Source organism: Bacillus sp. lyk4-R2A-2 (assembly GCF_030209735.1).
GTDB lineage: Bacteria > Bacillota > Bacilli > Bacillales > Bacillaceae > Bacillus > Bacillus pumilus.
On sequence record NZ_JARVRK010000005.1, the window covers coordinates 688,869 to 715,734 of the forward strand.

23 protein-coding genes and 1 other RNA gene are annotated in these 26,866 nt (G+C 41.2%); 18 read left to right on the forward strand and 6 right to left on the reverse strand.

The annotated features are described in order from the left end of the window. Positions 1-323: 323 nt before the first annotated feature. From QRN39_RS10555 to odhB, 6 genes are all read left to right on the forward strand, one after another. Positions 324-1,640 (forward strand): C40 family peptidase, encoded by a 1,317-nt coding sequence (locus QRN39_RS10555; RefSeq protein WP_050943919.1) that lies wholly within the window; start codon positions 324-326, stop codon positions 1,638-1,640. A 75-nt stretch (positions 1,641-1,715) separates the two neighbouring features. Beyond that, a complete protein-coding gene (locus tag QRN39_RS10560) occupies positions 1,716-2,294 on the forward strand; it encodes a superoxide dismutase family protein (protein ID WP_106032559.1) in 579 nt (192 codons plus the stop codon). A gap of 89 nt (positions 2,295-2,383) precedes the next feature. Further along, complete coding sequence (locus QRN39_RS10565) at positions 2,384-3,262, forward strand: ATP-binding protein (protein WP_050943921.1); 879 nt, start codon at positions 2,384-2,386, stop codon at positions 3,260-3,262. Between the two features lie 11 nt (positions 3,263-3,273). Further along, entirely contained in the window at positions 3,274-5,190 is a 1,917-nt protein-coding gene (locus QRN39_RS10570) for a vWA domain-containing protein (RefSeq protein WP_050943922.1), read from the forward strand. 224 nt (positions 5,191-5,414) lie between these two features. Beyond that, positions 5,415-8,249: a 2-oxoglutarate dehydrogenase E1 component gene (gene sucA, locus QRN39_RS10575; RefSeq protein WP_003215743.1), complete on the forward strand. Its 2,835-nt coding sequence runs from the start codon at positions 5,415-5,417 to the stop codon at positions 8,247-8,249. A gap of 14 nt (positions 8,250-8,263) precedes the next feature. Continuing rightward, the gene (gene odhB / locus QRN39_RS10580) at positions 8,264-9,520 is read left to right on the forward strand and encodes a 2-oxoglutarate dehydrogenase complex dihydrolipoyllysine-residue succinyltransferase (protein ID WP_003215695.1); all 1,257 of its coding nucleotides are present in this window, start codon (positions 8,264-8,266) and stop codon (positions 9,518-9,520) included. Positions 9,521-9,555: 35 nt separating this feature from the next. On the opposite strand, the gene QRN39_RS10585 is transcribed toward odhB, so the two are convergent. From QRN39_RS10585 to QRN39_RS10600, 4 genes are all read right to left on the reverse strand, one after another. Beyond that, positions 9,556-10,506: a bile acid:sodium symporter family protein gene (locus QRN39_RS10585; protein ID WP_284907225.1), complete on the reverse strand. Its 951-nt coding sequence runs from the start codon at positions 10,504-10,506 to the stop codon at positions 9,556-9,558. Positions 10,507-10,652: 146 nt separating this feature from the next. Then, a complete protein-coding gene (locus QRN39_RS10590) occupies positions 10,653-11,474 on the reverse strand; it encodes a superoxide dismutase (RefSeq protein ID WP_284907226.1) in 822 nt (273 codons plus the stop codon). Then, entirely contained in the window at positions 11,467-13,341 is a 1,875-nt protein-coding gene (locus QRN39_RS10595; protein WP_284907227.1) for a terpene cyclase/mutase family protein, read from the reverse strand. The genes QRN39_RS10590 and QRN39_RS10595 overlap by 8 nt, the downstream gene beginning before the upstream one ends. 102 nt (positions 13,342-13,443) lie before the next feature. Further along, positions 13,444-14,928 carry an aldehyde dehydrogenase family protein gene (locus QRN39_RS10600; RefSeq protein ID WP_003215950.1) on the reverse strand — a complete coding sequence of 495 codons (1,485 nt, stop codon included), beginning with the start codon at positions 14,926-14,928 and terminating at the stop codon, positions 13,444-13,446. A 213-nt stretch (positions 14,929-15,141) separates the two neighbouring features. Here QRN39_RS10600 and QRN39_RS10605 point away from each other — a divergent pair, with 213 nt between their 5' ends. From QRN39_RS10605 to QRN39_RS10640, 8 genes are all read left to right on the forward strand, one after another. Continuing rightward, complete coding sequence (locus QRN39_RS10605) at positions 15,142-15,354, forward strand: DUF6501 family protein (protein ID WP_003215772.1); 213 nt, start codon at positions 15,142-15,144, stop codon at positions 15,352-15,354. 49 nt (positions 15,355-15,403) lie between these two features. Beyond that, positions 15,404-15,541: a DUF4025 domain-containing protein gene (locus tag QRN39_RS10610; protein ID WP_223250615.1), complete on the forward strand. Its 138-nt coding sequence runs from the start codon at positions 15,404-15,406 to the stop codon at positions 15,539-15,541. A gap of 441 nt (positions 15,542-15,982) precedes the next feature. Next, positions 15,983-16,321 (forward strand): PH domain-containing protein, encoded by a 339-nt coding sequence (locus QRN39_RS10615; protein ID WP_003215537.1) that lies wholly within the window; start codon positions 15,983-15,985, stop codon positions 16,319-16,321. A 177-nt stretch (positions 16,322-16,498) separates the two neighbouring features. Further along, positions 16,499-17,146 carry an SDR family oxidoreductase gene (locus tag QRN39_RS10620; protein ID WP_003216148.1) on the forward strand — a complete coding sequence of 216 codons (648 nt, stop codon included), beginning with the start codon at positions 16,499-16,501 and terminating at the stop codon, positions 17,144-17,146. A 91-nt stretch (positions 17,147-17,237) separates the two neighbouring features. After that, the gene (locus QRN39_RS10625; protein ID WP_284907228.1) at positions 17,238-17,738 is read left to right on the forward strand and encodes a TraR/DksA family transcriptional regulator; all 501 of its coding nucleotides are present in this window, start codon (positions 17,238-17,240) and stop codon (positions 17,736-17,738) included. Between the two features lie 132 nt (positions 17,739-17,870). Beyond that, positions 17,871-18,056: non-coding RNA, 6S RNA (gene ssrS, locus QRN39_RS10630), on the forward strand. A gap of 133 nt (positions 18,057-18,189) precedes the next feature. Further along, positions 18,190-19,971, forward strand: coding sequence for a DNA helicase RecQ (gene recQ / locus QRN39_RS10635; protein WP_050943928.1), 1,782 nt, complete (start codon positions 18,190-18,192; stop codon positions 19,969-19,971). Positions 19,972-20,227: 256 nt separating this feature from the next. Then, a complete protein-coding gene (locus QRN39_RS10640) occupies positions 20,228-21,019 on the forward strand; it encodes a LysM peptidoglycan-binding and 3D domain-containing protein (protein WP_003216022.1) in 792 nt (263 codons plus the stop codon). Between the two features lie 152 nt (positions 21,020-21,171). Here the strand turns inward: QRN39_RS10640 and QRN39_RS10645 are convergent, their stop codons facing one another. Continuing rightward, the gene (locus QRN39_RS10645) at positions 21,172-21,684 is read right to left on the reverse strand and encodes a hypothetical protein (RefSeq protein WP_050782689.1); all 513 of its coding nucleotides are present in this window, start codon (positions 21,682-21,684) and stop codon (positions 21,172-21,174) included. A 198-nt stretch (positions 21,685-21,882) separates the two neighbouring features. On the opposite strand from QRN39_RS10645, the gene QRN39_RS10650 reads away from it, so the two are divergent. The 4 genes from QRN39_RS10650 to prpB all read left to right on the forward strand — a co-directional run bounded on the left by QRN39_RS10650 (position 21,883) and on the right by prpB (position 26,104). After that, the gene (locus QRN39_RS10650) at positions 21,883-22,422 is read left to right on the forward strand and encodes a DUF420 domain-containing protein (protein WP_003215636.1); all 540 of its coding nucleotides are present in this window, start codon (positions 21,883-21,885) and stop codon (positions 22,420-22,422) included. Between the two features lie 168 nt (positions 22,423-22,590). Next, a complete protein-coding gene (gene mmgD, locus QRN39_RS10655) occupies positions 22,591-23,733 on the forward strand; it encodes a citrate synthase (protein ID WP_050943929.1) in 1,143 nt (380 codons plus the stop codon). A gap of 2 nt (positions 23,734-23,735) precedes the next feature. Next, positions 23,736-25,172 carry a bifunctional 2-methylcitrate dehydratase/aconitate hydratase gene (locus QRN39_RS10660; protein ID WP_050943930.1) on the forward strand — a complete coding sequence of 479 codons (1,437 nt, stop codon included), beginning with the start codon at positions 23,736-23,738 and terminating at the stop codon, positions 25,170-25,172. A gap of 14 nt (positions 25,173-25,186) precedes the next feature. Continuing rightward, positions 25,187-26,104 carry a methylisocitrate lyase gene (gene prpB / locus QRN39_RS10665; RefSeq protein ID WP_106028812.1) on the forward strand — a complete coding sequence of 306 codons (918 nt, stop codon included), beginning with the start codon at positions 25,187-25,189 and terminating at the stop codon, positions 26,102-26,104. 34 nt (positions 26,105-26,138) lie between these two features. Here prpB and QRN39_RS10670 read toward each other — a convergent pair whose 3' ends face one another. Then, a complete protein-coding gene (locus tag QRN39_RS10670; RefSeq protein WP_003215897.1) occupies positions 26,139-26,801 on the reverse strand; it encodes a lysozyme family protein in 663 nt (220 codons plus the stop codon). Positions 26,802-26,866 lie beyond the last annotated feature (65 nt).

Consider the following 26,866-nt stretch of genomic DNA (forward strand, 5'->3'; position numbering starts at 1 on the left):
TTGATACAGAAAAATTTGTCATGTAGAATAGAACTATGAAACTAGCAGCGTGCTTGTTTTGACAAATTTCTAAACGTCAACTTAAAAATTCCTTAAAAAATGTTTATAAATACAGCAAACGGCCGATACAAACGATATGGCTTTGTTTTAGCATTTTGAGTTGACTGCTTTAGCCTATTTGTTATTGCCCAACGTCTACATGTCGAGTAATATAATAGAAATAAAGATAAAATAGTGCAAGAGAAGCAGAGTCGTTAAATGCTAAACTTAAAACTAGTACATAAGTCTTGTTGAATGAAATCATGAAAGGCGGAGATTTATCTATGAAGAAAAAAGTAGTAACCGGCCTCACAGTTTCAGCGATCGCTGGCTCAGCTGTGTTTGCTGCACCGGCAGAAGCACAGACGATCAAGGTGAAAAGCGGTGACTCACTTTGGAAGATTGCCGAACAGTACAATACAAGTATTTCGGAGCTTCAATCTCTTAATCAACTAAAAACGACGATGATTTTTGCAGGACAAAGCTTGAAAATTCCTGGCGCAAAAAGCAAAAAATCCAGTTCGTCAACTGGTTCAAAAGCAACGAAATCAAATGCTTCAACGACATCAAGCTACACAGTAAAGCTTGGAGATTCTTTATGGCTCATTGCGAAAAATCATAAAATGTCAGTGGCAAGCTTAAAAAGTCTAAACAGCTTAAACAGTGACTTAATTCGTCCTGGACAAAAGCTAAAGGTATCTGGAAGCACGAAGACAAGCGGGAGCCAGTCATCAAACTCCTCTTCAAATTCCAGCTCAAACAATAAGACAACGAACTCAAATAGTTCATCTTCATCAAGTACATACAAGGTCAAATTAGGGGATTCTCTTTGGAAAATTGCGAATTCGCTCAATATGTCGATTGGTGAAATCAAAACATTGAACGGATTAAAATCTGATATGATTTATCCGAATCAAGTATTGAAAGTAAAAGGGACGGCTGCATCAAAACCAAGTCAGCCGAAACCTACTAAACCAAGCAATTCAAACAGTAACCAGTCTTCAAGCGGGAAAGCAACATCTTATACTGTAAAATCAGGCGATTCTTTATGGAAAATTGCGAATCAATTTAAAGTGCAAGTTCAGTCCATCCGTACAGCCAACAGCTTAAAAAGCGATGTGCTTAGAATTGGACAAGTTCTCAAAATTAATGGTGCAGCTTCAGGCTCAACTGGGTCGAATGGTTCTACGTCTAACGGCTCGACAAAGCCGGTCAACAATAACAAACCCGATGTGCCAATGAATGCAAAAATCACGACGATGATTCAAGAAGGTAAAAAGCTGACAGGCATTCCTTACAGATGGGGCGGCAATACACCATCTGGATTTGACTGCAGCGGCTTTGTTTATTATCTCATTAACAAGGTTTCGTCTGTATCGAGATTAAGCACTGCAGGCTACTGGAGTATGATGACACCTGTGAGCACACCTCAAGTTGGCGATTTTGTTTATTTCACAACGTACAAAGCGGGTCCATCTCATATGGGACTATACCTTGGCGGAGGAGATTTCCTTCACGCAAGTGACAACGGAGTGGGGATCTCAAACTTAAGCAATCCATATTGGAAAAAAGCCTATTTAGGTGCAAAACGTTTCTTCTAAAAAAGCCGATTTTCGGCTTTTTTTGTTTGCCTATTGATCAGGTTGTCCATACTGATATTAAAAGGGGGCAATCATATGAAAAAGTCAGTGTGGTTGATCATGATGTGTCTGGTCTTTGTTGCAACAGCTTGTCATGCACCGCCGAAAAAAGAAACGACAGAAGAAACCATTGAAGTTGCAGCACCTAAGCAAGCACCAGTTACCACGTCACTCATCAATGAAAACGGGCAAAAAATAGGGAGCATCGAAGTAAGAGACTCCTCAGAAAACGGGCTGGATTTACATGTGAAAGCGAAAAATCTGCCGCCAGGTCCTCATGGCTTCCATATTCACGAAACAGGAAGATGTGAAGCGCCAGATTTTGAAACGGCAGGGGCTCACTTTAATCCAACACACCGGGAGCATGGCTTTGATAACCCAAAGGGTCATCATGCTGGAGATATGCCTAATTTAGAAGTTGGGGCAGATGGACAAATTGATGTTGTCGTGAATGTACCAGATGTGACGTTAAAGGGAGGATCGAACCAATTAATCGATCAAAATGGGCGTAGCTTTATCATTCATGCAGAAGCAGATGATTACTTAAGCAACCCTTCTGGAAACTCAGGGAAACGCATCGCATGCGGAGCGATCACAAAAGAAATGGTAAAATAACAGATGTCTAGCCTTTATGTATTGAGTGCATAAAGGTTTTTTTAGTATACTTGGTGAGGAAAATGATCGAAGAGAGGAATTAATCATACATGTTTAACGAACAATTACTCCCAGAAGAAATTCAAGCAATGATTGAAGCAAAAGCAAAAGGACTAGAAGAAGAATTCCGTCCGCTTATTGGAACAGGCGGCTATGAATCACAGGACACGTCTATCATACAAGATGCGATGATTGCACTAGCACTCGGCAAAAACGTTCTTTTAAAAGGGCCGACTGGTTCAGGTAAAACAAAATTAGCAGAAACTTTATCTGCTTTCTTTCAGCAGCCGATGCACAGTGTGAACTGCTCGGTTGATCTTGATGCAGAAAGCTTGATTGGCTATAAAACCATTCACAATGATGGTCAAGTTGCTTCTATTGAATTTATTGAAGGACCTGTAACGAAAGCAATGAAAAAAGGCCATCTTTTATATATTGATGAAATCAACATGGCAAAGCCAGAAACTCTGCCTATTTTAAACGGTGTACTCGACTACAGAAAAATGATGACAAATCCATTTACAGGAGAGGTCGTTCGAGCAGATGAAGGCTTTGGCGTGATAGCGGCAATCAACGAAGGCTATGTCGGCACAGTGCCTCTAAATGAAGCATTAAAAAACCGATTTGTTGTCATTGACGTTCCATATATCGGCGGCGGCATCTTAAAGGATGTACTGCAATCTCAATCTGTATTAAAGGATGAACGTTTAATCGATCAATTCGTGCAGCTCTCATCAGACCTCATTACACAGGCACACAACGGGCAGGTGAGTGAAGAAGCAGCATCCATTCGCGCCCTTCTAGACACATGTGATCTTGCGCAATACATCCCGCCGCTTCGTGCAGTTGAACGAGGGATTGTTGAAAAGCTAGAAGATGACCGGGAAAAAGCAGCGGTAAGAAATATTGCCCAAACATTATTCGAGTGAGGTTCTGAGTTTTGAAATTCATCAAATTTAATGACAGCAGAATCGATTCATTTTTATTTATGGAATTAACGGATTTAGCCAAAACGTTAGCAAAAAGTGATGATGTCGAGCTTGAATACGGAGTGCAGTCCTACTATGATCCTTTTGAAAAGAAAATTTTCATCAGCCATTTTTGGGATGACCGTAAACAGGAAGACATGACAGCCGGACTGAAAAGTGATGTATTCCTCCGTGCAGTAGGAACCGTTTATAGTGATCTGACTGTCTTTCAGGAAATCATTCGCTATGCTCATACAATGTCCATTCCTGACCTGTGTAAACAATTGTTTATGCTCTTTGAAGATATCCGGATTGAAGAGCGGATTAAACGTGACCGCCCAGGAACAAAAAAGGTATTTAAACGAAGAAGAGAGCTATACCGGCGTCATTTTAAGACGCAATTAACGATTAACCAAGAGCGGAGCATTTTAACGGATGCACTCTATTGTGCAATGTATGTGAAGCTGACAGCGGATTCACCGCTAGAAGAAATTCCGCCTCTTCACGAGCGGATCAACCCAATGATTCCATTTATTGAATCAAGTCTTGAGCGTGTATATGAAGCGCGTTCAACCGGAGATATCGCAGTCATCGTCAAAGAATTAATGGAAGGCTTTGATGAGCTTCTTGATAAAGATATGCTGAATACGTACTTTTTCTTCCCGGAATTGGACTATGAAAAAGCGGCAAAAGAACCGCTGTTTCATGACTTAAAAAGAAAACCTAAATTAAGCGAGGACATCAAAGTCGACCGGGAAAAAGAGGGCGATGAAGACATCCACCAAGAGTATATGGAAGTGTGGCATCGAGAAACAGAAGCGCCGTCAAAAAGCTTCCTTCAATTTGATTTAGAGCACGGCGGGAAAAGTGATCTCGGGAAGGATGCAGCAAGAGAAGGCGATGACGGAGATCAAGCACTTGGCACTGTCCAAGGCTCTGCCAAGCAGACTCACCGAAAAGATTATTCAAAGCTTGAGGCGCTGGAAGAGGCTGAAGGCGAGGAAAGCGGAGCGGATGCTCATGAGAATGGAAAAGAGAACAAATATGCGTTTCCAGTCATGATTTCACCAGATCCTCCCGCGCCAGAACAAATCAATGTATACAAGCAGCACGCCAAGGAGATTGAGCCGTATCAGAAACGGTTAAAACAGATGATTCAAAAAACGCTCGAACATAAAAAAACATGGCCAAAAACGGATCTTCATGCAGGACGTCTGAGTAAAAAGCTCATTCGTTATTTTACAGAGTCGAATCCGCGTCTTTTCTATAAAAAACAGGCACCTTCTTCGGAGATTGATGCTGTTTTCACTTTATTAGTGGATTGTTCTGCTAGCATGTTTGACAAGATGGACGAGACGAAAAAAGGCATTGTTCTATTCCATGAAGCCTTAAAGTCCGTTCAAGTCCCGCATCAAATTGTGGGGTTTTGGGAAGATACAAACGACGCATCAGAAACAAGTCAGCCGAACTATTTCAACACAGTCGTGTCGTTCAAAGATTCTTTATTTGATGCAGGTCCTTCCATTATGTCTCTTGAGCCAGAAGAGGATAACCGGGATGGCTATGCGATTCGCCAAATGACAAAAATGATATTAAAACGAAGAGAAGAGCAAAAGTTTCTCATTGTTTTTTCCGACGGAGAGCCAGCTGCATTCAGCTACGAACAAAATGGGATCGTCGATACACATGAAGCAGTGCTTGAGGCGAGGAAAAAAGGCATTGAAGTAATCAATGTGTTTTTATCCAATTCACCGATCGAAGAAGCACAGATGAAAACCATTCAAGATATGTATGGCAAGTTCAGCATTTTTGTACCAGATGTCGATACATTGCCAGATGTTTTATATCCGTTACTGAAGAAATTACTGCATAAAAGCATTGGGGCATAAGGTTTTGCCCCTTTCTTCAAAATATTTTTCGGAATGATTTAAATTTTTTGTTTTTCTGTGAATTTTTTATCTTTAATTGAACAAAGAATGTAGAAAGTAATCCGAAACAGTGGTAGAATATTATTGGAAGCGTTTTATTACATAAATTTGGTCATTGTGTTCTGGAAGTTATATCGAGATAGTGTTCAATCACTTGATGATCAAAGTTGGGGGTAGTGTTCAAAATGTTTCAAAATGATGTGAAACAACCGTTGAGTTGGGAAGAATTTCATGGTCCGAACCTCGGCTATGTGCTCGAGCTCTACGATCAGTATGTCCAGGATCCTACTAGTGTTGATGAAGATCTAAGAGGCATATTTGATGAACTTGGTGCACCACCGAGTGAAATGAAGGAGGAAATTGGGAAAAAAGAAAATAGCGTAGTTACTTCTGAACAAATCCAAAAGATAGCATCAGTCGTTAAACTGGCAGAAGACATCAGAACGTATGGCCATTTAAATGCTTCCGTCAATCCTCTTCGCAAAGAAAAGGAATTACAAGAGCTGTTTCCTTTAAAGGAATACGGTTTAACAGAAGAAGACGTCAAGAATATTCCAATATCTATTATTAGTCCTGACGCACCAAAACACATTTCAAACGGCATAGAAGCCATTAACCATTTGAGAAATACGTATAAGCGTACCATTTCATTTGAGTTTGATCACGTACATGATTTCGAAGAACGGAACTGGCTCTCAAAATCAATCGAGTCTGGTGAACTATTTAAGAAAAAACCAGCCGATAAACTAGTTTCTGTATTCAAGAGATTAACAGAAGTTGAGCAGTTCGAACAGTTTCTTCATAAAACATTTGTTGGGCAAAAGCGCTTCTCAATAGAAGGATTAGACGCACTTGTCCCAGTACTTGATGAAATTATTTCAGAGTCTGTTACACAAGGGACTTCAAATATTAACATTGGAATGGCACACAGAGGCCGTTTAAATGTATTAGCACATGTGTTAGGAAAACCATATGAGATTATTTTCTCAGAATTCCAGCATGCGCCAAATAAAGAGCTTGTTCCATCAGAAGGCTCTATTGGCATCAGCTACGGGTGGACAGGTGATGTAAAGTACCATCTTGGAGCAGATCGTCAAATTAAAGACGAAGATACAAAGAGTGCGAGAGTCACGCTTGCTAATAACCCAAGTCACTTGGAATTCATTGATCCAATCATTGAAGGAAGCACACGTGCTGCTCAGGAATTACGTACTCAAAAGGGCTATCCAGTACAAGACGTTGAAAAGGCATTAGCCATCTTAATTCATGGTGATGCGGCATTTCCTGGGGAAGGAATTGTGGCAGAAACATTAAATTTAAGTCAACTTGTAGGCTATCAAGTGGGCGGAACAATCCATATCATTGCAAACAATATGATCGGATTTACGACGGAAAGCAATGAATCTCGTTCAACGAAATATGCAAGTGACCTTGCAAAAGGGTTTGAGATTCCAATTGTTCACGTCAATGCAGATGATCCAGAAGCATGTTTAGCGGCTGTTCAATTAGCTGTAGAATACCGCAAACGCTTTAAGAAGGATTTCTTAATTGACTTGATCGGTTACCGCAGATACGGTCATAACGAAATGGATGAGCCTTCTACGACCCAGCCGATGCTGTACGATGCAGTCAGAAAGCACAAAACGGTCAAGAATATCTTTGCAGATAAACTTGTCACAGAAGGTCTTCTAACGAAAGAGCAGCGTGAAGAAATCGAGCAGGCTGTAGCGACGAGAATAGAAGAGGCCTATCAAAAGGTGCCTTCAAAGAAAGAGCATACGATTCAAGAAATTGAACTGCCAGAACCAGTATCAAATGGCTTCCCAGCAGTGGATACATCCGTAGAGTTTGATGTATTACGAAAGCTGAATGAAGAATTGATCAGCTGGCCGGACGATTTCCAAGTATTTGGTAAGCTTAAACGGATCCTTGAAAAACGTGCAAAAGTGTTTACAGATGACCGTAAAGTAGAATGGTCACTTGGGGAAGCACTTGCATTTGCATCTATATTAAAAGACGGTACGCCAATTCGAATGACCGGACAGGATTCAGAGCGAGGTACTTTTGCTCAAAGAAACCTTGTTCTTCACGACAGTCAAACTGGAGATGAATTTATTGCTCTTCATGAGCTGAGTGATGCAAACGCATCATTTACTGTTCATAATAGTCCACTGTCAGAGGGCTCAGTCATCGGGTTTGAATATGGTTATAATGTCTATTCTCCTGAAACGTTAGTCATTTGGGAGGCTCAATTTGGAGACTTCGCAAATGCGGCTCAAGTGTATTTCGATCAATTTATTTCAGCTGGACGCGCAAAATGGGGACAAAAATCAGGTCTAGTGATGCTCTTGCCTCATGGATATGAAGGACAAGGTCCTGAGCATTCAAGTGGAAGAACAGAGCGATTCCTGCAATCAGCTGCTGAGAATAACTGGACAGTGGCGAACCTCACAAGTGCAGCGCAATACTTCCACATTCTTAGAAGACAGGCGAAAATGCTGCTTCGTGAAGAGATTCGTCCGCTTGTCATCATGACACCGAAGAGTCTGCTTCGTAACCCGAACACATTGTCTGAAGTCCAGGAATTAACGGATGGACAGTTCCAACCAGTTCTTGAACAACCAGGCCTTGTGCATGATCACGAAAAAGTATCGCGACTCGTGCTATCTAGCGGGAAGGTATCAATCGATATTAGTGATCGTTTTACTCAAATGGAAGAGCCGAAAGATTGGCTTCACATTGCGAGAGTCGAACAACTATATCCATTCCCAGCCAAAGATATTAAAGCGATTTTATCAAAACTAACAAACTTAGAAGAAATCGTATGGGCGCAAGAAGAACCACAAAATATGGGGGCTTGGGGATACATTGAGCCATATTTACGTGAAATTGCGTCTGAAAAAGTAAAAGTACGTTACATCGGTCGAAGAAGACGTTCAAGTACGGCTGAGGGTGATCCAACTGTGCATAAAAAAGAACAAGAACGAATTGTATCTGATAGCTTGACTCGCAAAAACTAAGGGGGAAATGAAAAATGGCGGAAATTAAAGTACCTGAATTAGCGGAATCGATCTCGGAAGGAACGATAGCTCAATGGCTAAAGCAGCCAGGCGATTATGTGGAGCAGGGAGAATACCTGTTAGAACTTGAAACAGATAAAGTCAATGTCGAACTGACAGCAGAAGAATCTGGTGTACTGAAAGAAGTGCTGAAGGATTCTGGTGACACTGTACAAGTTGGAGAAGTCATCGGAACAATTGCAGCGGGTGAAGCTGGCGGAAGCGAGTCCGCAGCTCCAGCACCTGAGCAAGAGTCTGCACCAGCTTCGAAAGAAGAACCGGCAGCTGCTCAAAAAGAAGAAGCAGTGAAAGAAGAGCCGAAATCTGGTAATGGCAGAACCATCGCTTCTCCTGCAGCTAGAAAACTAGCGAGAGAGAAGGGACTAGACTTATCTGAAATTCCAACCGTAGATCCGCTGGGCAGGGTACGAAAGCAGGATGTCGCTTCTTATCAAAAAAATGAAGCACCTGCAAGTGCACCAAAAGCCGCGCCAAAAGCAAATGCTGCGGTGCAAAATGAACAACCAGGAAAGCCAATTGAACGTGAGAGAATGTCGCGCCGCAGACAAACGATTGCAAAACGTTTAGTTGAGGTTCAGCAAACGGCTGCAATGCTGACGACATTTAATGAAGTAGATATGACGGCTGTGATGGACTTAAGAAAACGCCGTAAAGATGCCTTCCTTGAACAAAATGATGTAAAGCTTGGCTTCATGTCTTTCTTCACAAAAGCAGTTGTAGCAGCACTGAAGAAATATCCGCTGCTTAACGCAGAAATTCAAGGTGATGAGCTCGTCTTGAAGAAATTTTATGACATCGGCATCGCTGTTGCTGCTAACGAAGGACTTGTCGTACCGGTTGTCCGTGATGCAGACAGATTGTCGTTTGCAGGGATTGAAAAGGAAATTGGTCATCTTGCGAAAAAAGCACGAGATAACAAATTGTCTCTAAATGAGCTGCAAGGTGGATCATTCACGATCACAAACGGCGGAACATTCGGTTCACTGCTTTCAACACCAATTTTAAACAGCCCTCAAGTTGGAATTTTAGGGATGCACAAAATTCAGCTTCGACCTGTGGCAATTGATGAAGAACGTTTTGAGAACCGTCCGATGATGTATTTAGCTCTTTCTTACGACCACCGGATTGTCGATGGTAAAGAAGCAGTTGGATTCCTTGTCACGATTAAAAACTTACTTGAAGATCCAGAGCAGCTCTTGCTTGAAGGATAATCTTTAATTTGAAAAGCTAGCACCCATTAAAGGTGCTAGCTTTTTTTCTTTTCATTTTCAGTATTTCCTCTCTTTGACCAATACGTCGCAAGCCAGGAACCAGATAAATTATGCCACACACTAAAAATGGCACTTGGTACGGCTGCAAGTGGCGAGAAGTGTGCTGTCGCTAGAGCTGCACCAAGTCCAGAGTTTTGCATGCCTACTTCAATCGAGATGGCTCTTCGAGAAGGGATATCCATTTTGCACCACTTTGCAATAAGGTAACCAAATAAAAGACCAAGTCCATTATGTAAGATCACAACGGCCAATATTAGCAGCCCAGATTGAAGAATCTGCTCTTTATTTGCACTGACAACCGCTGCAATGATCACTACAATTCCGGCGACAGATACAAGCGGCAATGCTTGAACCGCATAGGTCACTTGTTTTTTGAAAAACAATTTAACGATGACACCTAAGATAATTGGGATCAACACAACTTGTACAATTGACAAAAATAGCGCTTCCGGCGATACAGGTAGCCATGATCTTGCAAAGAGTAAAATAAAGACAGGTGTTAAAATCGGAGCAAGAAGGGTCGATATGGTGGTGACGGCTACAGATAATGCCGTATTTCCTTTCGCCAAAAAGGTCATCACATTGGATGCTGTGCCGCCTGGGCAGCAGCCCACAAGAATAACGCCTACTGCAATTTCAGAAGGAAGCTGTAATCCGTAAGCTAATAGAAAGGCGATAAGCGGCATGAGTGTGTACTGCGCCAGAACCCCAATCAGCACATAGAGAGGTTTTCGAAACAGCTCTTTAAAATCTTCAGCAGACAGGGTAAGCCCCATCCCAAACATAATAATACCGAGTAAAAAAGGAATATAAGGTCCAATCTTAGAAAATTCGGCAGGAAAGGCAAATCCAAGACACGCAAATAAAATGACCCAAATTGCAAAGGTTCTTCCTGCAAAGTGACTAATGGTTAATAAAATCTTCATTCATTGCTTCAGCTCTCTTTCTACACATATCTTTTCTATTTTAAATGAATTTTCTGAAAAAACAACCCATTCTTTTAGTGGTGATAATAATATTATGTAAACTATAAATACTCCATATAAGCAAATGCCTACATGGAGTAGCGTTTTTAAAAAGGGGTCCATTTCACTTGCTGAGCTTGCTTAAGGCGTGCTTCTGGCTCACGCCAGTCAACGACATTCCACCAGCGATCTACATATGTCGCTTTTTCATTCAGATATTGCAGATAGTAGGCGTGCTCCCATACGTCAAGAGCTAGAAGAGGGATCACATCCCATTGTGATAAAAATTGATGGCGTTCTGCTTGTAAAATCTCTAATCGCTGAGATCTTGGTGCCCATACGAGAATGGCCCATCCGACACCTTCAACTTGTTTGGCTGCAGCTGAAAATTGGGATTTGAATGCATCATAGCTTTCAAACGATTGTTCAATAAGACGAAGCATTTGACCAGTGGGCTTTCGTTTGCCTGAAGGACTCATAGAAAACCAAAAAATGCAATGTAAATAGTGTCCCGCACCATTGAAGGCTAGCTCCCGTTCCCAATGCTTGATCATTTTAAAATCATTGGTTCTTCTTGCTCTTTTTAAGGCAAGCTCAGCTTGGTTCAGACCATCAACATATGATTGATGATGCTTCTGGTGATGCAAATACATCACCTCTTTTGAAATAAACGGTTCTAGTGCATCATACCGGTAAGGGAGAGGGGGTAATTGATGGCTGCCAACTGCCACATCTCGCATTGCATCTTGTGGAATTATATCCTCTGCAATACTTTCAGCCAATTCGTACCACTCTTCTTCACTGGAATGTTCATCATTCATGATGAACGATAAATGTTCTGCTTTCTGACGGGTGTTGTCATCTTGAACTGCACCTTGAATGGAGCTAAGCCAATCTTTAAGCTGCATGCGATATTCTTCCTTATTCATTTTTACGCCTCATTTCTTCTAAAAATGTGGAACAAGCCATCATTGGAAAGACAAATGGATAGCTATGATAGGTGATGTAAAATTGCTTTGGAAGACCAATACCTACTGGATAGTGCAAGGCTTCACTCGAGTGCTGATGTTGAATCAAAAATGAGATGGCTTTTAAAATCACTTTGTCATCTGGCTGCACATATTGTAAAAGTGCCTCAGCAGCCCAAGCTGTTTGAACCACTGTTCCAAATGGAAGCGGGACATACCTTTTAACCTCTGCACTTTTACACGATTCTCCGAAGCTGCCATCTTCTAATTGAATTGTTTTTAAAAATCGACATGCTTTTTGAACAGCAGAATGCGATGAGGAGATGCCAGCAGCCTTTAGTCCTGTTAACGCAGCCCAAGTACCATAAATATAGCAAACGCCCCATCTGCCGAACCATGATCCGTTTTTCTCTTGATGATCAAGCAGCCATTTCACACAATGATCTTTTTGCCTTTGCATGAGTGGTGACATGTTGTTCTCTTCAAGAGCAATAAGATGGAGCACACGACCTGTAATATCAGGCGTAGAAGGATCAATGGCCGCATCCTCAGCAGATTCGAGCGGGAGATGACGAAGCAAGAAGTGATTTTGATTTTTTTCAAAAGCTGAAAAGCCGCCATCCCGGTTTTGCATGGAAAGAAGCCAATCAAATCCTCGTTTCCACTGAACGGGAGCGTATGTTTGAGGAACGGCTTTTAACACAATTTGCGTATCATCGCAATCTGGGTTATTTGTGTTTAAATCTGAAAAACCAAAGCCTCCCGGAGCCGCATGCCGGTTATGGATCGCCCAATCTGCTTTCTTCATTTGCTGCCGGTTCAGTAAGTACGTAAAAGACTTTTTGATAGCTGGATCATTTTGTGTTCTGCCTGCTCGCTGAGAAGCATAACTGACAAGCGCTGTATCCCAAACAGTGGATGTAGAATTCTCAGCATATTTCCTGCCCCCACAGTCAGTGACTAGCTGTTTCATCCCTTTGACTGCTTTTAAAATGAGATGATGTCCCGGAGAGTATCCAAGACTCATGAGTGCATAGACCATAAAAATACTGGCACTTAAATAGCTGTACAGCGTGCCATCTTTTTCAAGTCGTTCAAACATATACCGCTTCGCTGCCTCATACCCGAAAAAGTCGAGCCGGCTGTCGAGTGCAGTATACGACCGCATGTATGCTAGAAAGTGGTGAGTGGAACGTTCTTCTCTTGCCATAAACCAGTCAAAAGGATTTTTAGACATGTTTGCATCGAGATGTGCTAAGCTTGGAAACTGTTCATGAGAGGCATATCGTTTGTTGAGTGCAATCATCATTGGGACAAAATGAATTCTTGCATATGCACTAAGATGATAGAAGTGAAGCGGGAAATATGTAGGGATGAGTAAAAATGAAAGTGGTGCATAGAAGTATGGCCAAGGGTGCATGCCATTGACAGCAAGCATCCACTTTGTCATAAAATGAACATTCTTCAAGCCGCCATTTGATCGAATAAAATGTGCTGCTTTTTCCATATGCGGCTCATCTTGTTGATACCTGCCTGACACGAGCATCCCGCAGTAGCCTTGCACAGTCGCGGTTACATGTCCTGATTGATCATGATACAAAGAAAAAGAACCTTCCTCATTTTGCTTTTCGCGTATAGCTTCTGCCAATTGATGAACCAAAGCCTGATCCGAATCACCGACAGCCTTTAACAGCATAATCAAAAAAGCATTTGTCATCATTGGCCCTTCAAAGCAAAAGACAAAAGCGCCATCTTCTCGTTGTCTGCGCTGCAGTTGCATGTGCAATTCATCAATATATTCGTTTACTTTTGTTTTAAAATCTTGCATATTCGGCCATGCTCCTTTCCTTTATTACTATATTCAGGAGCCTGCCTGTCACATGCAATTACAAAAAAGCCGATGACATGGTCACCGGCTTTATAGGCGTCATTAGTCTTGGAGATTAATCCACACACTTTTGACTTCTGTATAGTTGTTAAGGGCGTATGATCCCATTTCTCTGCCAAGACCTGATTGCTTGTATCCTCCAAACGGGGAGGCAGCATCAAAGACGTTATAGCAGTTGACCCAAATCGTGCCTGCTTCAAGACGTGCAGCAATGTCATGGGCATGCTTTAAGTTTTCTGTCCAAAGTCCTGCGGCTAAACCATAGTCAGACTGGTTGGCTCTTTCGACCACTTCATCAATGGAATCGTAAGGAATCGCAGATAGGACAGGTCCAAAGATTTCTTCTTTTGCGATGGTCATGTCATCTTCTACATCTTTAAAAACAGTAGGGGAGACAAAATAACCAGCCTCATAAGGGCAATCGCCACCGACAACGGCTGTTGCACCTTCTGATTTACCTTTTTCAATATAGCCTAACACGCGCTCGTGCTGTTCTTTACTTACGAGAGGTCCGATTTGCGTATCTTGATGAAGACCGGCTCCTTGTTTGAGGGATGTCGCATATTCAGCCATTTGATCGACAACCTCATCATATTGGCTCCGGTGAACAAAGACCCTAGAACCTGCACAGCATACCTGACCTTGGTTAAACATGACCCCATTTAAAGCACCTGGAATGGCTTTCTTTAAATCGGCATCTGGCAAAATAATATTTGGTGATTTTCCGCCAAGTTCTAATGTGACCCTCTTAATGGATTTGGCTGCTTTCTCCATGATGAGTTTCCCAACACTTGTTGACCCCGTGAAGGCAAGCTTATTCACATCAGGGTGATCGGTTAACGCATTCCCAGCTGTTTCGCCAAATCCAGGTACGATGTTAATCACACCTTCTGGGAAGCCGGCTTTATCCACTAATTCAGCTAAATAAAGAGCAGAGAGGGGTGTTTGTTCTGCTGGTTTTAACACGATGGTGCAGCCTGTCGCAAGTGCAGCACCCATTTTCCACATGGCCATGAGCAGCGGGAAGTTCCAAGGAATGATTTGTCCAACAACGCCAACAGGCTCATGACGGGTATAATTAAAGTATCCTTGGCTGACAGGAATGGTTTGTCCGCTTATTTTGGTTGTCCAGCCCGCATAATAGCGCATATGCTCGATTGCGAGAGGGATATCTGCATTGGTTGTTTCATTAATTGGCTTTCCGTTATCTAAAGTTTCAAGCTGAGCGAGCTCTTCTTGGTTTTCTTCCATTAAATCAGCAAGCTTGAACATGAGCCGGGCGCGTTCGGCGGCAGACATGGAGCGCCAAGGACCATGAAAGGCTTTTTTGGCTGCTTTTACTGCCTCATCAATGTCTTTTGCACCTGCTTCATATACATCAATAAGGGTTTCACCTGTGGCTGGGTTAGGAGTTGAAAAGGTTTTGTTATCGTGACTTGTGACAAACTGACCATTAATGTAGAGTTTTTTCGTCCCTTGGAGAAAAGATTCGAGTTTTGAACTAATTTGAAGTGTTGTAGAGCTCATAAATAAACAAACCTCCTTAAAGATATGGGTTGTTCTGCGAGTTCTAGGTGAAAAAGCGGACCTGAAGCAAATGATCTAGTATACGCACATGGATGTAAACGTATACATTCATCATATTACACCACATGTTTGAAAGCAATCCATAACACTCATTGCATTTCATGAAAAATTGGCTAAAATAAATGTATAGATGAAAAAAGGAGTTTTTAAATCATGATCCATCAAAACTGGCAAACGGCTCAAACGTTAAAACAAGTAAAATGTATACATACGAATGCGAAAAAATATATGGTCGACCGTGCACTAACGGTTGGAAGCACATATGAAGTGAAAAATGAAACAGAAGAATTCCTGTTTGTCGTTGATAATACAGGTAAAGTAGGCGGGTATTATAAAGAGTATTTCGAAGACTTTTCTGCTGAATGATTTTGATCATCATCACTCATACTAAGAAAAACAGTAAAGGGTGATGATGATGAAAAAGAAGCAAACAGATGAGCAGAATCAACAAAATGCTTGGCATGATAACGAAGATGCTGATATGGCAATTACGCTTGAGCAGATTTCCGATGTATATGCCGAGGGAACCATTGAAACACCAAAAGACGAATAGTCCAGATTGTTGACAGAGTGCTAAAATGATCTTTATTTTAGCACTTTGTCTTCTTTTTCAGTGTGACATGAAAACCTTTGCAGCCCTAGGAAGGACGAGTACCGGCGCGGAGCGAATTTGACATTCGTGAGCACCGGACTGACAAAGAATGCGAGGGTTTGTCTACACGCTGACAGTGATTTGAAAAAATCACTGTTTTTTTATTGGTCACAATTCAACCATTTTTCTCAAAAAGAACTGAAACTTTTTTCCTGCTTTAACTGTCTAAATAAGTAGAGGAAAGAGCATCGAATCAAAAAGAAAAAGTTAAATGAAATTTAATCTATTCGTAATGGAATAACGATCATTTATAGCGTATTCTATAAGTGAGAACAAAACGTACCCACAGAGCGTGTGGCCGTTTTTTCATAAAGGAATTTGATGGAGGAAGAGGGGGTTTACGTGGGTATTTTTTCTGTCAGTAAACAAAATGATAAGAAATTCGAATCCTTACTAATTGAAGGGGAAAGAATTGAAGCTGTTTACAGACTGCGTCACGACCAAATTTGTTTCACCAATAAACGACTGATCTTTGGCGATAACCGCGTATTTTCTAAGAAGAAAGTTAGGGTCTCCTTGCCATATCGATCAATTGAAAGTTTTGCCATTCAAGAAGCTGGCGTGTTTGATCAGGACACAGGTATGCTGCTTGTCACAAGCTCAAAAGTATTTGAACTCGATTTTTCAAAAGAGACCGATTTGAGTGATGTTCAAGCCATTTTGACAAAACATATTTGCTGATCAACCTTGCGATTACATAGATCACATGCACTTTTCTCATTCTACGTATTTATTTTAATAGATCGCACATTGTCTGATCCCTTCCCCATATTTTCTGGGAAGGGCTTTTTTGTTTAGGTGTTTGAATGATAGCAAAAAAGGATAAAGATGAAACAGATACAGAAAGGAGAATGAACAATGAAAGTATTAGTTGCTGGAGCAAATGGACATACAGGTAGACTCGTCATTCGTTATTTAAAAGAAAAAGGACATGAGCCGCTTGCTCTCATTCGAGATGAAAAACAAGCGGATGCGCTAAAAGAACTAGGTGCAGCGCCTGTCATCGGTGATCTTGAAAAGGATGTGACAGATGCTGTGAAACAAGCAGATGCTGTCATCTTTGCAGCTGGTTCAGGCTCCAAAACAGGTGCAGATAAGACGATTGCAGTGGATCAAGAAGGTGCAAAACGTCTTGTCGACACAGCGAAAAAAGAAAACATTCAGCATTTTGTGATGCTGAGTTCCTTTAATGCCGATGATCCAAACCAGGGAAAAGGGCAAGGAAGTATGGAAATTTATTATGAGGCGAAAAGAAAAGCAGATGAACATCTAAAACAGTCTGGACTTTCCTATACCATTGTCCGTCCAGGTGCCTTGCTGCATGAGGAAAAGACAGGAAAGATTGAAGCTGCGGAGCATATTTCAGATAATCAAAACATTGAGATTTCAAGAGAGGACGTAGCCACTGTACTAGTGGAAAGCTTAACAGAATCCAATGTGAAAAATAAATCCTTTGACTTAATTAAAGGGGATAAACCAGTAGAAGAAGCACTTCGCACCCTGTAAGAGAAGCAAGCTGCTGCCAATAAGGCGGCGGCTTTTTTGATGTTTTCAATTCCCTTGCAGCGGGAAGGTAATAAGAAAGGAGTGATTGACCGTGGGCTTAACGAAAGAACAAAAAGCTGATTTATACGAAAGATTGAATCAATTAAAGGAAGATGTAAAAGGGTCAAAAAAGAAAGAAGAATCTATGCTAAGTGAATCGAGCGAGATTTCAAATGGTGTTGGGAACCATATCGCTGATCATGGGAGCATTTATTTAGACCGCATTACCGAACAAACGTTGGACCAAGTTGATGGCCAGCTTGAAGCTGAAATTGATGCAGCACTGAAACGAATGGAAGACGGAACATATGGGATTTGTGAGAAAACAGGGAAAGACATTCCATATGAACGTTTAAAAGCAGTTCCCTATACACGTTATTCAATCGATGTGAAGAAAAATGAAGAAACCACTCAAGACCCAAACGAGTTTGACCGTAATTTCTCAGATCAAATGCGTGATTTAACAAATAGACAAACAATGGATCAGATGCATTCAGATACGTATGAACGATTAGAGGAAGAGCAGGATGTTGACATAGACGAAGAAAAATAGGATAATAAATCGAAGTTACATTTTTTCAGAATAATTTTTTCTTATGTATGCAATGACAAATATCTTGTATACATGAGTATTTCATAGAAAAAAGATCTCTTGAAATTTAATAAACTTTCGTGTAATATAGTTTAAAGGCTGCGATGCGCGTAATGTTAATTAAGTTTTAACCTTTAAGCTGTAATAGGGAGTTTTATATTGAAGCCGGAATGTCATGCCTCCTTAGAGAGGAAGACAGGAACGTTTCTGCAAACACCCACTTTGAGGAGTGGTGGTTTAAAACTTTCTTACTTAGATTACGGCATCCGCAGCTTTTCCTAGGATGATTCAAGCCATTTTCCATTTCGGAAAATGGCTTTTTATTATGTAAAAAGACGAAATTCGACTGATCGCCTGTAGAGGCAAGAATCTATGTTAAAATGGACAAAACAAATGACGGAGAGGGAATTGAATGTTAGAACAAGCAGAAGCACTCCTGAAACAATATTATGGCTTTGATGCCTTTAGAAAAGGACAGAAACAAGCTATTGAAGCGATTGTAAATAAACAAAAGGATACCGTCTGCATTATGCCGACAGGCGGAGGGAAGTCAGTTTGCTATCAGATCCCTGCGCTAATGATGGAAGGTACAACGATCGTAGTATCTCCGCTTATTTCTTTAATGAAGGATCAGGTTGATGCGTTAAATGAGATGGGCATACGTTCTTCCTTTTTAAACAGCACTCTGTCCGCAGCTGAAATGAATGAAAGGCTGAAAAAATGCGAAAATGGGGAATATGAACTGCTTTATATTACACCTGAACGCTTACAAAATGAACGTTTTTTTCAGCTGTTAGATCGGTTAACGATTCCTTTAATCGCGATTGATGAAGCGCATTGTATATCCGAGTGGGGACATGATTTTAGGCCAAGTTATCGCTTCATTCAAGAATGCTTGAACAAGCTGTCAAAAAGACCGGTGATTGTCGCATTAACAGCTACAGCGACGAAAAAGGTACACCAAGATATATGTGAACAGCTTGGCATAAACGGAGAAGAAACCGTCTTTACTGGGTTTGCTAGAGAAAATTTGTCCTTTCAAGTGATCAAAGGAGAAAACAGTGAACGTTTTATCACACAATATATGAAGAAAAACAGTCTTGAGTCTGGCATTATTTATACAGCCACTCGTAAAGAAGCGGATAATATTTATCATCGACTAAAAAAACAAAAGATCAAAGCTGGCGTTTATCATGGTGGATTGGATGATCATACGAGAGAAGAGCAGCAAAACCTCTTTTTAAATGATGATATCCAGGTGATGGTCGCCACATCAGCATTTGGCATGGGAATCAATAAGTCGAATGTCCGTTTTGTGATCCATCATCAAATTCCAAGGGATATTGAAAGCTACTATCAAGAAGCTGGGCGTGCCGGCAGAGATGGGCTTGAAAGTGAATGCATCTTACTGTTTTCACCTCAAGGTGTAAGAGTGCAGCGCTTTCTCATTGAACAGTCAATAGAAGATGAGACGCGCTACCAGCATGAGCTGCTTAAATTAAGGCAAATGGTGGATTACTGTCATACTGAGCAATGTCTGCAGCAATTTGTGATGGATTATTTTGATCAAACAGCTAGTTCGCCTTGTGGTAAATGCAGCAACTGCCTTGATGAAAGAGAGCGTGAAGAGGTCACAAGAGAAGCACAGATGGTGTTATCTTGTACAGTGAGAATGAATGAGCGCTTCGGTAAAATGATGATCGCCCAAGTACTGGCGGGCTCTAAAAACAAAAAAGTGCTAGAGCTAGGTTTCGATCGTCTCCCTACATATGCTTTAATGAAACAACATTCGGCTCAGCAAATCAGTGACTTCATTGAATTTTTAATTACAGAAGAGTATTTGCACATGTCTGAAGGAGCTTACCCAACACTGAAGGTGACCCATAAAGGGAAGAAAGTGTTAGTTGGACAAGAGGCTGTGTATAAGAAGCAGGCAATCAAAGCAGAAGCCATTCAAGAAAACGATGCATTATTTGAGCGATTGAGATCGCTGAGAATGAAGCTAGCTAGAGAGCAAGGTGTTCCGCCGTTTGTTGTCTTTTCTGATCAAACATTGAAGGAAATGTCAGCGGTAGAGCCTCAAACAGATGATGAATTACTCCAAATTAAGGGGATTGGCGCTCAAAAAAGAGAGAAATACGGAGATGTTTTTTTAGAAGAAATTCGTTTATTTATAGAAAAAGAGAAAAAATAAAGAGTTTGAAGAAGAAAAATAAATATTTTTCGCTGCACTTGGACACGTTTTCATCAGGCCGTTTTTGATCCTTTTAAAACCTTGATATGGCAGGGAATCAAGCCGTTTTGTGGTCTGATTTACCAATGGAGAGAGATGTTTCATGTAAAGGAACTGTAATCTAAAACATATCGTTTTGTTATTGAATTGACATTTACATATGTTACGATAGCACTCGTTAGCCGCCATAAAAAGCTAACAAGGGAGGATTTACTTTATGAAGAAGACTATTATGTCCTTGGTTGCTGTTGCAGCAATCTCAACAACAGCATTTGGAGCGCAGCAAGCTTCTGCAAAGGAAATCACTGTACAGAAAGGTGATACACTTTGGGGAATCTCACAAAAAAATGATGTGTCTCTAAAGGACCTAAAGGGTTGGAACAATTTATCTACTGATATGATCTATGTAGGTGATAAATTGACAATCTCTTCAAAAGAGAAAACTCAGGAGCAGTATAAAGTCCAGAAGGGGGACAGCCTCTGGAAAATCGCTCAAAAATTCAATGTGTCAATTAGCGATATTAAGTCTTGGAATAACTTAAACTCAGATATAATTATGGTTGGTTCAACACTAAGTGTTGCTGGCCAAAGCTCGGCTCCGGTAAGCTCAGAACCTGTTCAAAAACAGGAACCTGTCCAAAAAGAGCAAACAACGAAAAAAGCTGCTCCTAAAAAGGAAACAGCTAAAGCAGAATCATCTTCTGCTAGTCAGAGTGTACAAAAAGAAATGACTGTTACAGCTACGGCTTATACAGCAAATGATGGTGGCATCTCAGGTATTACTGCAACAGGGGTAAACTTAAACAAAAACCCAAATGCAAAAGTCATTGCAGTAGATCCTAATGTCATTCCATTAGGAAGTAAGGTTTATGTTGAAGGCTATGGTGAAGCCATCGCAGCAGATACTGGCGGCGCAATTAAAGGTAACAAAATTGATGTACATGTACCAAGCAAATCCCAAGCGAAAAATTGGGGCGTAAAATCAGTCAAAGTAAAAGTACTTAACTAGTAAACAATTGTTTTTTGGAAGAAAGCATCAGGTGGCGGCCTGATGCTTTTATTGTACCCTTTTTTGGGTCAAAAATACACATATTTTTCAGAAAAATTTGCATTTTCGACAAAAAGTAGCGCATATCTTATGATACACGCTAGTTTTTGTCGTTAGCTGTCCACCCAATAAATTTCTCCGCTTTGTTCTTTCCAATTGATCTGGACATCAAATTGATGCTTTTCATAAAAATGAATTAAGCGATCTACGTGATCCCAGTCTCTTTTGACGAGGTCGCCAGTAATCACGGGTATGTTCTGCTCTCTTGCGATTTCTTTTAAATGCTTCATGCAGATGGAGCCGTATCCATTATCTGGCGGGCCTTTAATATCGGCAATATGAATCTTTCCTTCTTCAGGATATTCCGCAATTAAGGAAAAATCAGATTGTCCGCGAAAAGCTTTTTCACAATCGCTGAGCATAATTTTACATGTATCTGCACTTTCAATGGCAGAGACGATCAGCCACTCATCTTCTTTCGCTTGATCAATGCCAATGATCTTTGCTTTTTTCGAAATATCTTTCATATTTTCTTGCATTCGATACATTTGGAACTGCAATTGCTGTAATTCTTGCTCTAACGTCTTCACATCGTTGGCTGTTTCCTGTAAGATTGACAAGTCCATTACTCCTTTCCTATCAGAAATGATCAAAATCACATAAATTCCAATTTTAAAGGAAGTGGATGGATCTTTCAAGCCGTTAGAACGCCTGCAACCTGCAAGTTTGTCTAAAATTCGACGAAGACAGCGAATTCATTGACTTTATAGAGAAATTTAAATAACATACTCTTAGTCGGAACTAATAAAGAGAGGTTTTCAAACATGAACGAACAGAATCAAAAACCGAAAAATTTTACTGGTATTGTGATCATTTTAACAATTGCCATCAACGGATTAATCGCTTTATTATTTTTAATGCCAAAATCAGATAAATTTAGCCATCTGGATATTACATTTTTGCCGTTACTTAATGCCGTGATGAACAGCTTTACGTTTATCTTTTTACTTTCAGCACTCATCATGATTAAACAAAAGAACATTAAAGCGCACAGACGATTTATCTTTGCTGCATTTTCAACGACACTTGTCTTTTTAATTTCGTATGTGACCTATCACTCAATGGCAGCTGATACCCATTTCGGAGGAGAAGGGATTATCCGTCCAATTTATTTCTTTATTTTAATCACACATATCGTCTTATCAGCAGTCATTGTACCGCTTGCCCTGATTACGCTGTTTAGAGGCGCACAGATGCAAGTCGAGCGTCACCGTAAAATTGCTCGCTGGACCATGCCGCTGTGGCTTTATGTCAGTCTCACTGGCGTCATTGTGTATATGATGATTTCTCCATACTACAGCTAACGTATGTCCAACTGGACATACGTTCTTTTATTTACAAGATGCAGTGCTTTGGATAAAATGGGAATTGGGTATCCGACTTGCACGGTATCTTCCCATCTATAGACTCACATCATTTTTGGCCGTTTGCTCGTTTGGAGAACAACAATTGAACGAAACGGGGGTTATATGATGACTGAACAACTGCAGTATAAACCGGGGCTTGAAGACATTGTGGCAAGCGAAACGTCTATCTCATACTTAGATGTGCAGCAAGAAGAGATTGTAATTCGCGGGTATGACCTCATCGAGTTGGCACAAAAAAAGACCTATTTAGAAACAGCCTATCTGCTTATTTATGGAAGATTACCAGATGCGATGGAATATCACCAGTTTCAGCAAGACATTTCCTCACAAACCAACTTACATCCAACCATTCAAACCATTTTAACAAAACTGCCAAAAACCACACATCCGATGGATGCCATGAGAACGTGCATATCTGCTCTTAGTGGGTACGATGATGCGTTACAAGATCGATCAGAAGCATGCCAGCAAAAGCGTGCTGTTCGATTACTCGGCCAGCTACCGGCCATTGTCGCTGGAAGCTATCATATTCTCACAAAAGACGCCGCTATTTCTCCAGATCAGACCAAATCCTACACTGAAACCTTTTTAACCATGCTAACCGGACGCACGCCAACCCAAGACGAAATCACCGCTTTTGACCAAACACTCACATTATATAGTGAACATGAGCTGCCTAATTCAACGTTTGCGGCTAGAGTTATCGCATCCACACATTCTGATATGTATGGTGCTTTTACTGGAGCAATTTCTTCATTAAAAGGTGACTTGCACGGAGGAGCGAATGAAGCTGTCATGCATATGCTTCTCGAAGGGAAAACCACGGAAGGCTTCCTTGCGCTGATTGAGCGAAAATTAGCAGCAAAGGAAAAAATGATGGGCTTTGGCCATAGGGTATACATGAGAAAAATGGACCCAAGAGCCGCTCTTTTAAAACGATCATTGAAAACGCTTACGGAATCAAAGGGAGATACAACGCTTTATGACATGTGTGTAGCAGGAGAGGCATACATGAAAGAGAAGAAAAACCTCTATCCGAACCTTGATTATTATGCCGCACCTATTTATTACGTGCTCGGGATTCCAATTTCACTTTATACACCGATTTTCTTTGCTGCAAGGGCAAGTGGATTAGCTGCTCATGTCATTGAACAGCATTTGCATAATCGCATTTTCAGACCGAGAGTCCGTTATTTAGGGCCAAGAGGATTAAAAGTTTCAGATGATGATGGAAAAATGGGGGAATGAACATGAATAAAACAGCAGTCGCCAATCAAACGGATCAGCTATTAGAAGAAATCGCAGCCTATGCAGTAGACGGGGAAATTACGAGTAAAGAAGCCATTGAAACGGCACGCTATGTGCTCATAGACACACTTGGCTGCGGAATGCTGGCGCTCAATTTTCCTGAATGTACGAAGCATCTTGGACCGATCGTCCCTGGAACCGTTGTACCTAATGGAGCAAGAGTTCCAGGTACTTCCTTTGTGCTAGATCCTGTTCAAGCGGCTTTTGATATAGGCTGTATGATTCGCTGGTTAGATTATAATGACACGTGGCTTGCAGAGGAGTGGGGACATCCGTCAGATAACTTAGGCGGGATATTAGCTGTGAGTGATTACATCAGCAGAACACGGCTTGCAAACGGGGAAGAGCCGCTTTCGATGAATGACGTACTACATGCGATCGTCAAAGCACATGAAATTCAAGGCGTGCTGGCTTTAGAAAATTGTCTGAATCGCAATGGCTTGGATCATGTGCTATTTGTCAAAGTAGCAACAAGTGCTGTTGTATGTGCATTGCTTGGCGGAACAAAGGAAGACGTGCAGCATGTTTTATCGCAAGCGTTTGTTGATAATTCACCGCTTAGGACGTATCGCCACGCCCCGAACACAGGATCAAGGAAATCATGGGCAGCGGGTGATGCAACGAGCCGCGGGGTGAGACTCGCAATGATGACACTCAAAGGGGAAATGGGCTACCAAACGCCGCTTAGTGCAGAGAAGTGGGGCTTTGAAGATGTTCTGATGAAAGGGAAATCTCTCACACTCGCTCAGCCGCTAGGATCATACGTCATCGAAAATGTGCTTTTCAAAATTGCTTATCCTGCTGAGTTCCATGCCCAAACGGCTGCAGAGGCTGCTATGATCCTGCATGACGCTGTAAAAGGTCGATTAGATGACATTGACCGAGTAGAGATTACAACACATGAATCAGCGATTCGGATTATCGATAAGAAGGGACCGCTGTATAATCCAGCAGACCGCGATCATTGCTTGCAATATATTACTGCGATTGGATTAATCTATGGTGAGCTCACAGCTGACCATTATGAAGAAGAAACGGCGCAAAATCCGGTCATTGATCGTCTCCGGGATCAAATGGTCGTCAAAGAAGATAAACAATATACAGCGGATTATTTAGATCCGAAAAAGAGATCCATTGCAAACAGTGTGCAGATCTTCTTTAAAGACGGGACGATGACAGACCGAATCGAAATTGAATATCCACTTGGTCATCGCAGAAGAAGGCAGGAAGGCATTCCTCTGCTTGAAAAGAAATGGCTCTATCATTTGAAGACGAGATTTCCACAAAAACAAGTGGATCAAATTGTGTCACTCTGTCAAAATCCAAATCAATTAAAAACAACAACCGTACCAGCATTTATGGACTTATTCGTCATATAAGGGAGGGAATTAGTGTGTGGATCGTGAATGATGAATCAAGTCAAGTAGATTTAGCCGCAGCCTTTCAAGAACAAATGCACAAATCAGCTTTATTTCAAATTCCAGGCGTTCACGATGGAATGTCTGCGCTCTATGCAAAAAAAATGGGCTTCCAAGGGCTCTATTTATCCGGAGCCGCCTTTTGTGCCAGCAAAGGATTGCCTGATCTCGGCATGATCCATTCAACGGAAATAGCTGAAAAAGCAAAGGAAATCATTCGAGCTTCTCAGCTGCCGCTTTTGGTCGATATGGATACTGGCTATGGCGGTGTATTGAATGCTGCAAGGGCGGCAAAGGAAATGATAGAAAGTAAGGTGGCAGCTGTTCAAATTGAAGATCAGCAAATGCCAAAAAAATGCGGACATTTAAACGGAAAATCGCTCGTTCCAGTAGAAGAGATGATCGCAAAAATCAAAGCCATCAAACAAGCGGCACCAACGCTTTTAGTGATTGCGAGAACCGATGCAAGGTCCGTAAATGGGATGGAGGATGTCATCCGCCGGGCCAATCTTTACGTAGAAGCAGGAGCTGACGCTATTTTTCCTGAGGCACTCATCACAGCAGAGGACTTCACGCATGCGTCAAACAATATTAAAGGACCGCTCCTTGCAAATATGACGGAGTTTGGCAAGACGCCTTATTATCATGCAGACGAATTTTCTGTATTTGGCTTTCAAATGGTCATTTACCCTGTGTCATCACTCAGAGTCGCTGCAAAAGCGTATGAGCGTTTATTTACAGAAATCATGGAGAAGGGGACGCAGCAAGGAATGCTAAAGGACATGCAAACGAGACAAGAGCTGTATGAAACGATTCATTATGATGAATATGAGGAAATGGATCAGCATTTAGCGAAAACGATCCTGCCGGAAATCGGGAAAGAACATCGATAAAATGAAAAGCACTTCCATTTAGGAAGTGCTTTTTTTACGATGATGGTGAGGATGACGAAGCCAATTTCATCTTTTCTTCAACTGTTTTCGTTTTTTCTTTTACTTTTTCAGCATAAGTGAAGTCACCGAAGCAATATGGGTAGCGGAAGTTATCTTTGTTGCCTCCGCACGTATAGACTTCTGGGTTTCGTTTCACTTGCTTTTTAGAGTATTGTTTTGCCAATTTCTCGGAATGTTTTCCCCCGTTTTTTGCAACAAAATCAATATAGCCAATTCCCATATTATAGCTTTGGATAATGGTTTCCAAATCAACGCCTTTTTTCTTCCCATGCTTGTACATAGTAGAAAAATGATGGACTCCTTGTCTAATGCTTTTCTGAGGGTCATTGATTTCATTTCGTTTCAAACCAAGAGATTCAGAGGACTGCATTGGATCTCCGCCTCTGCCTTTTGATTCTTGATACATCATACCGAGGATTAACGCGGTATATTGATCTAAATCTTGATCTCTTAACTCTGTTTCTACAAGCGGTTTGAAATCATCCAATCTCGACAAAACAATTGATTCCGTATCAATCGGCAGCTTTTTTAACTCCTTTTGATTAAAGGACATGACAATGGCTGCTAATACGAAAACAAACAGAAAAATCGTGAAGCAGCCTGAAATGGCAAAACATCCTGTTTTTTTCTTTTTCAAGGTCAGTTCACCCCTGTTTTGCCCCGCTTTTAAAAGGGAAGTACAGCCTTTTTATTATGCCATAT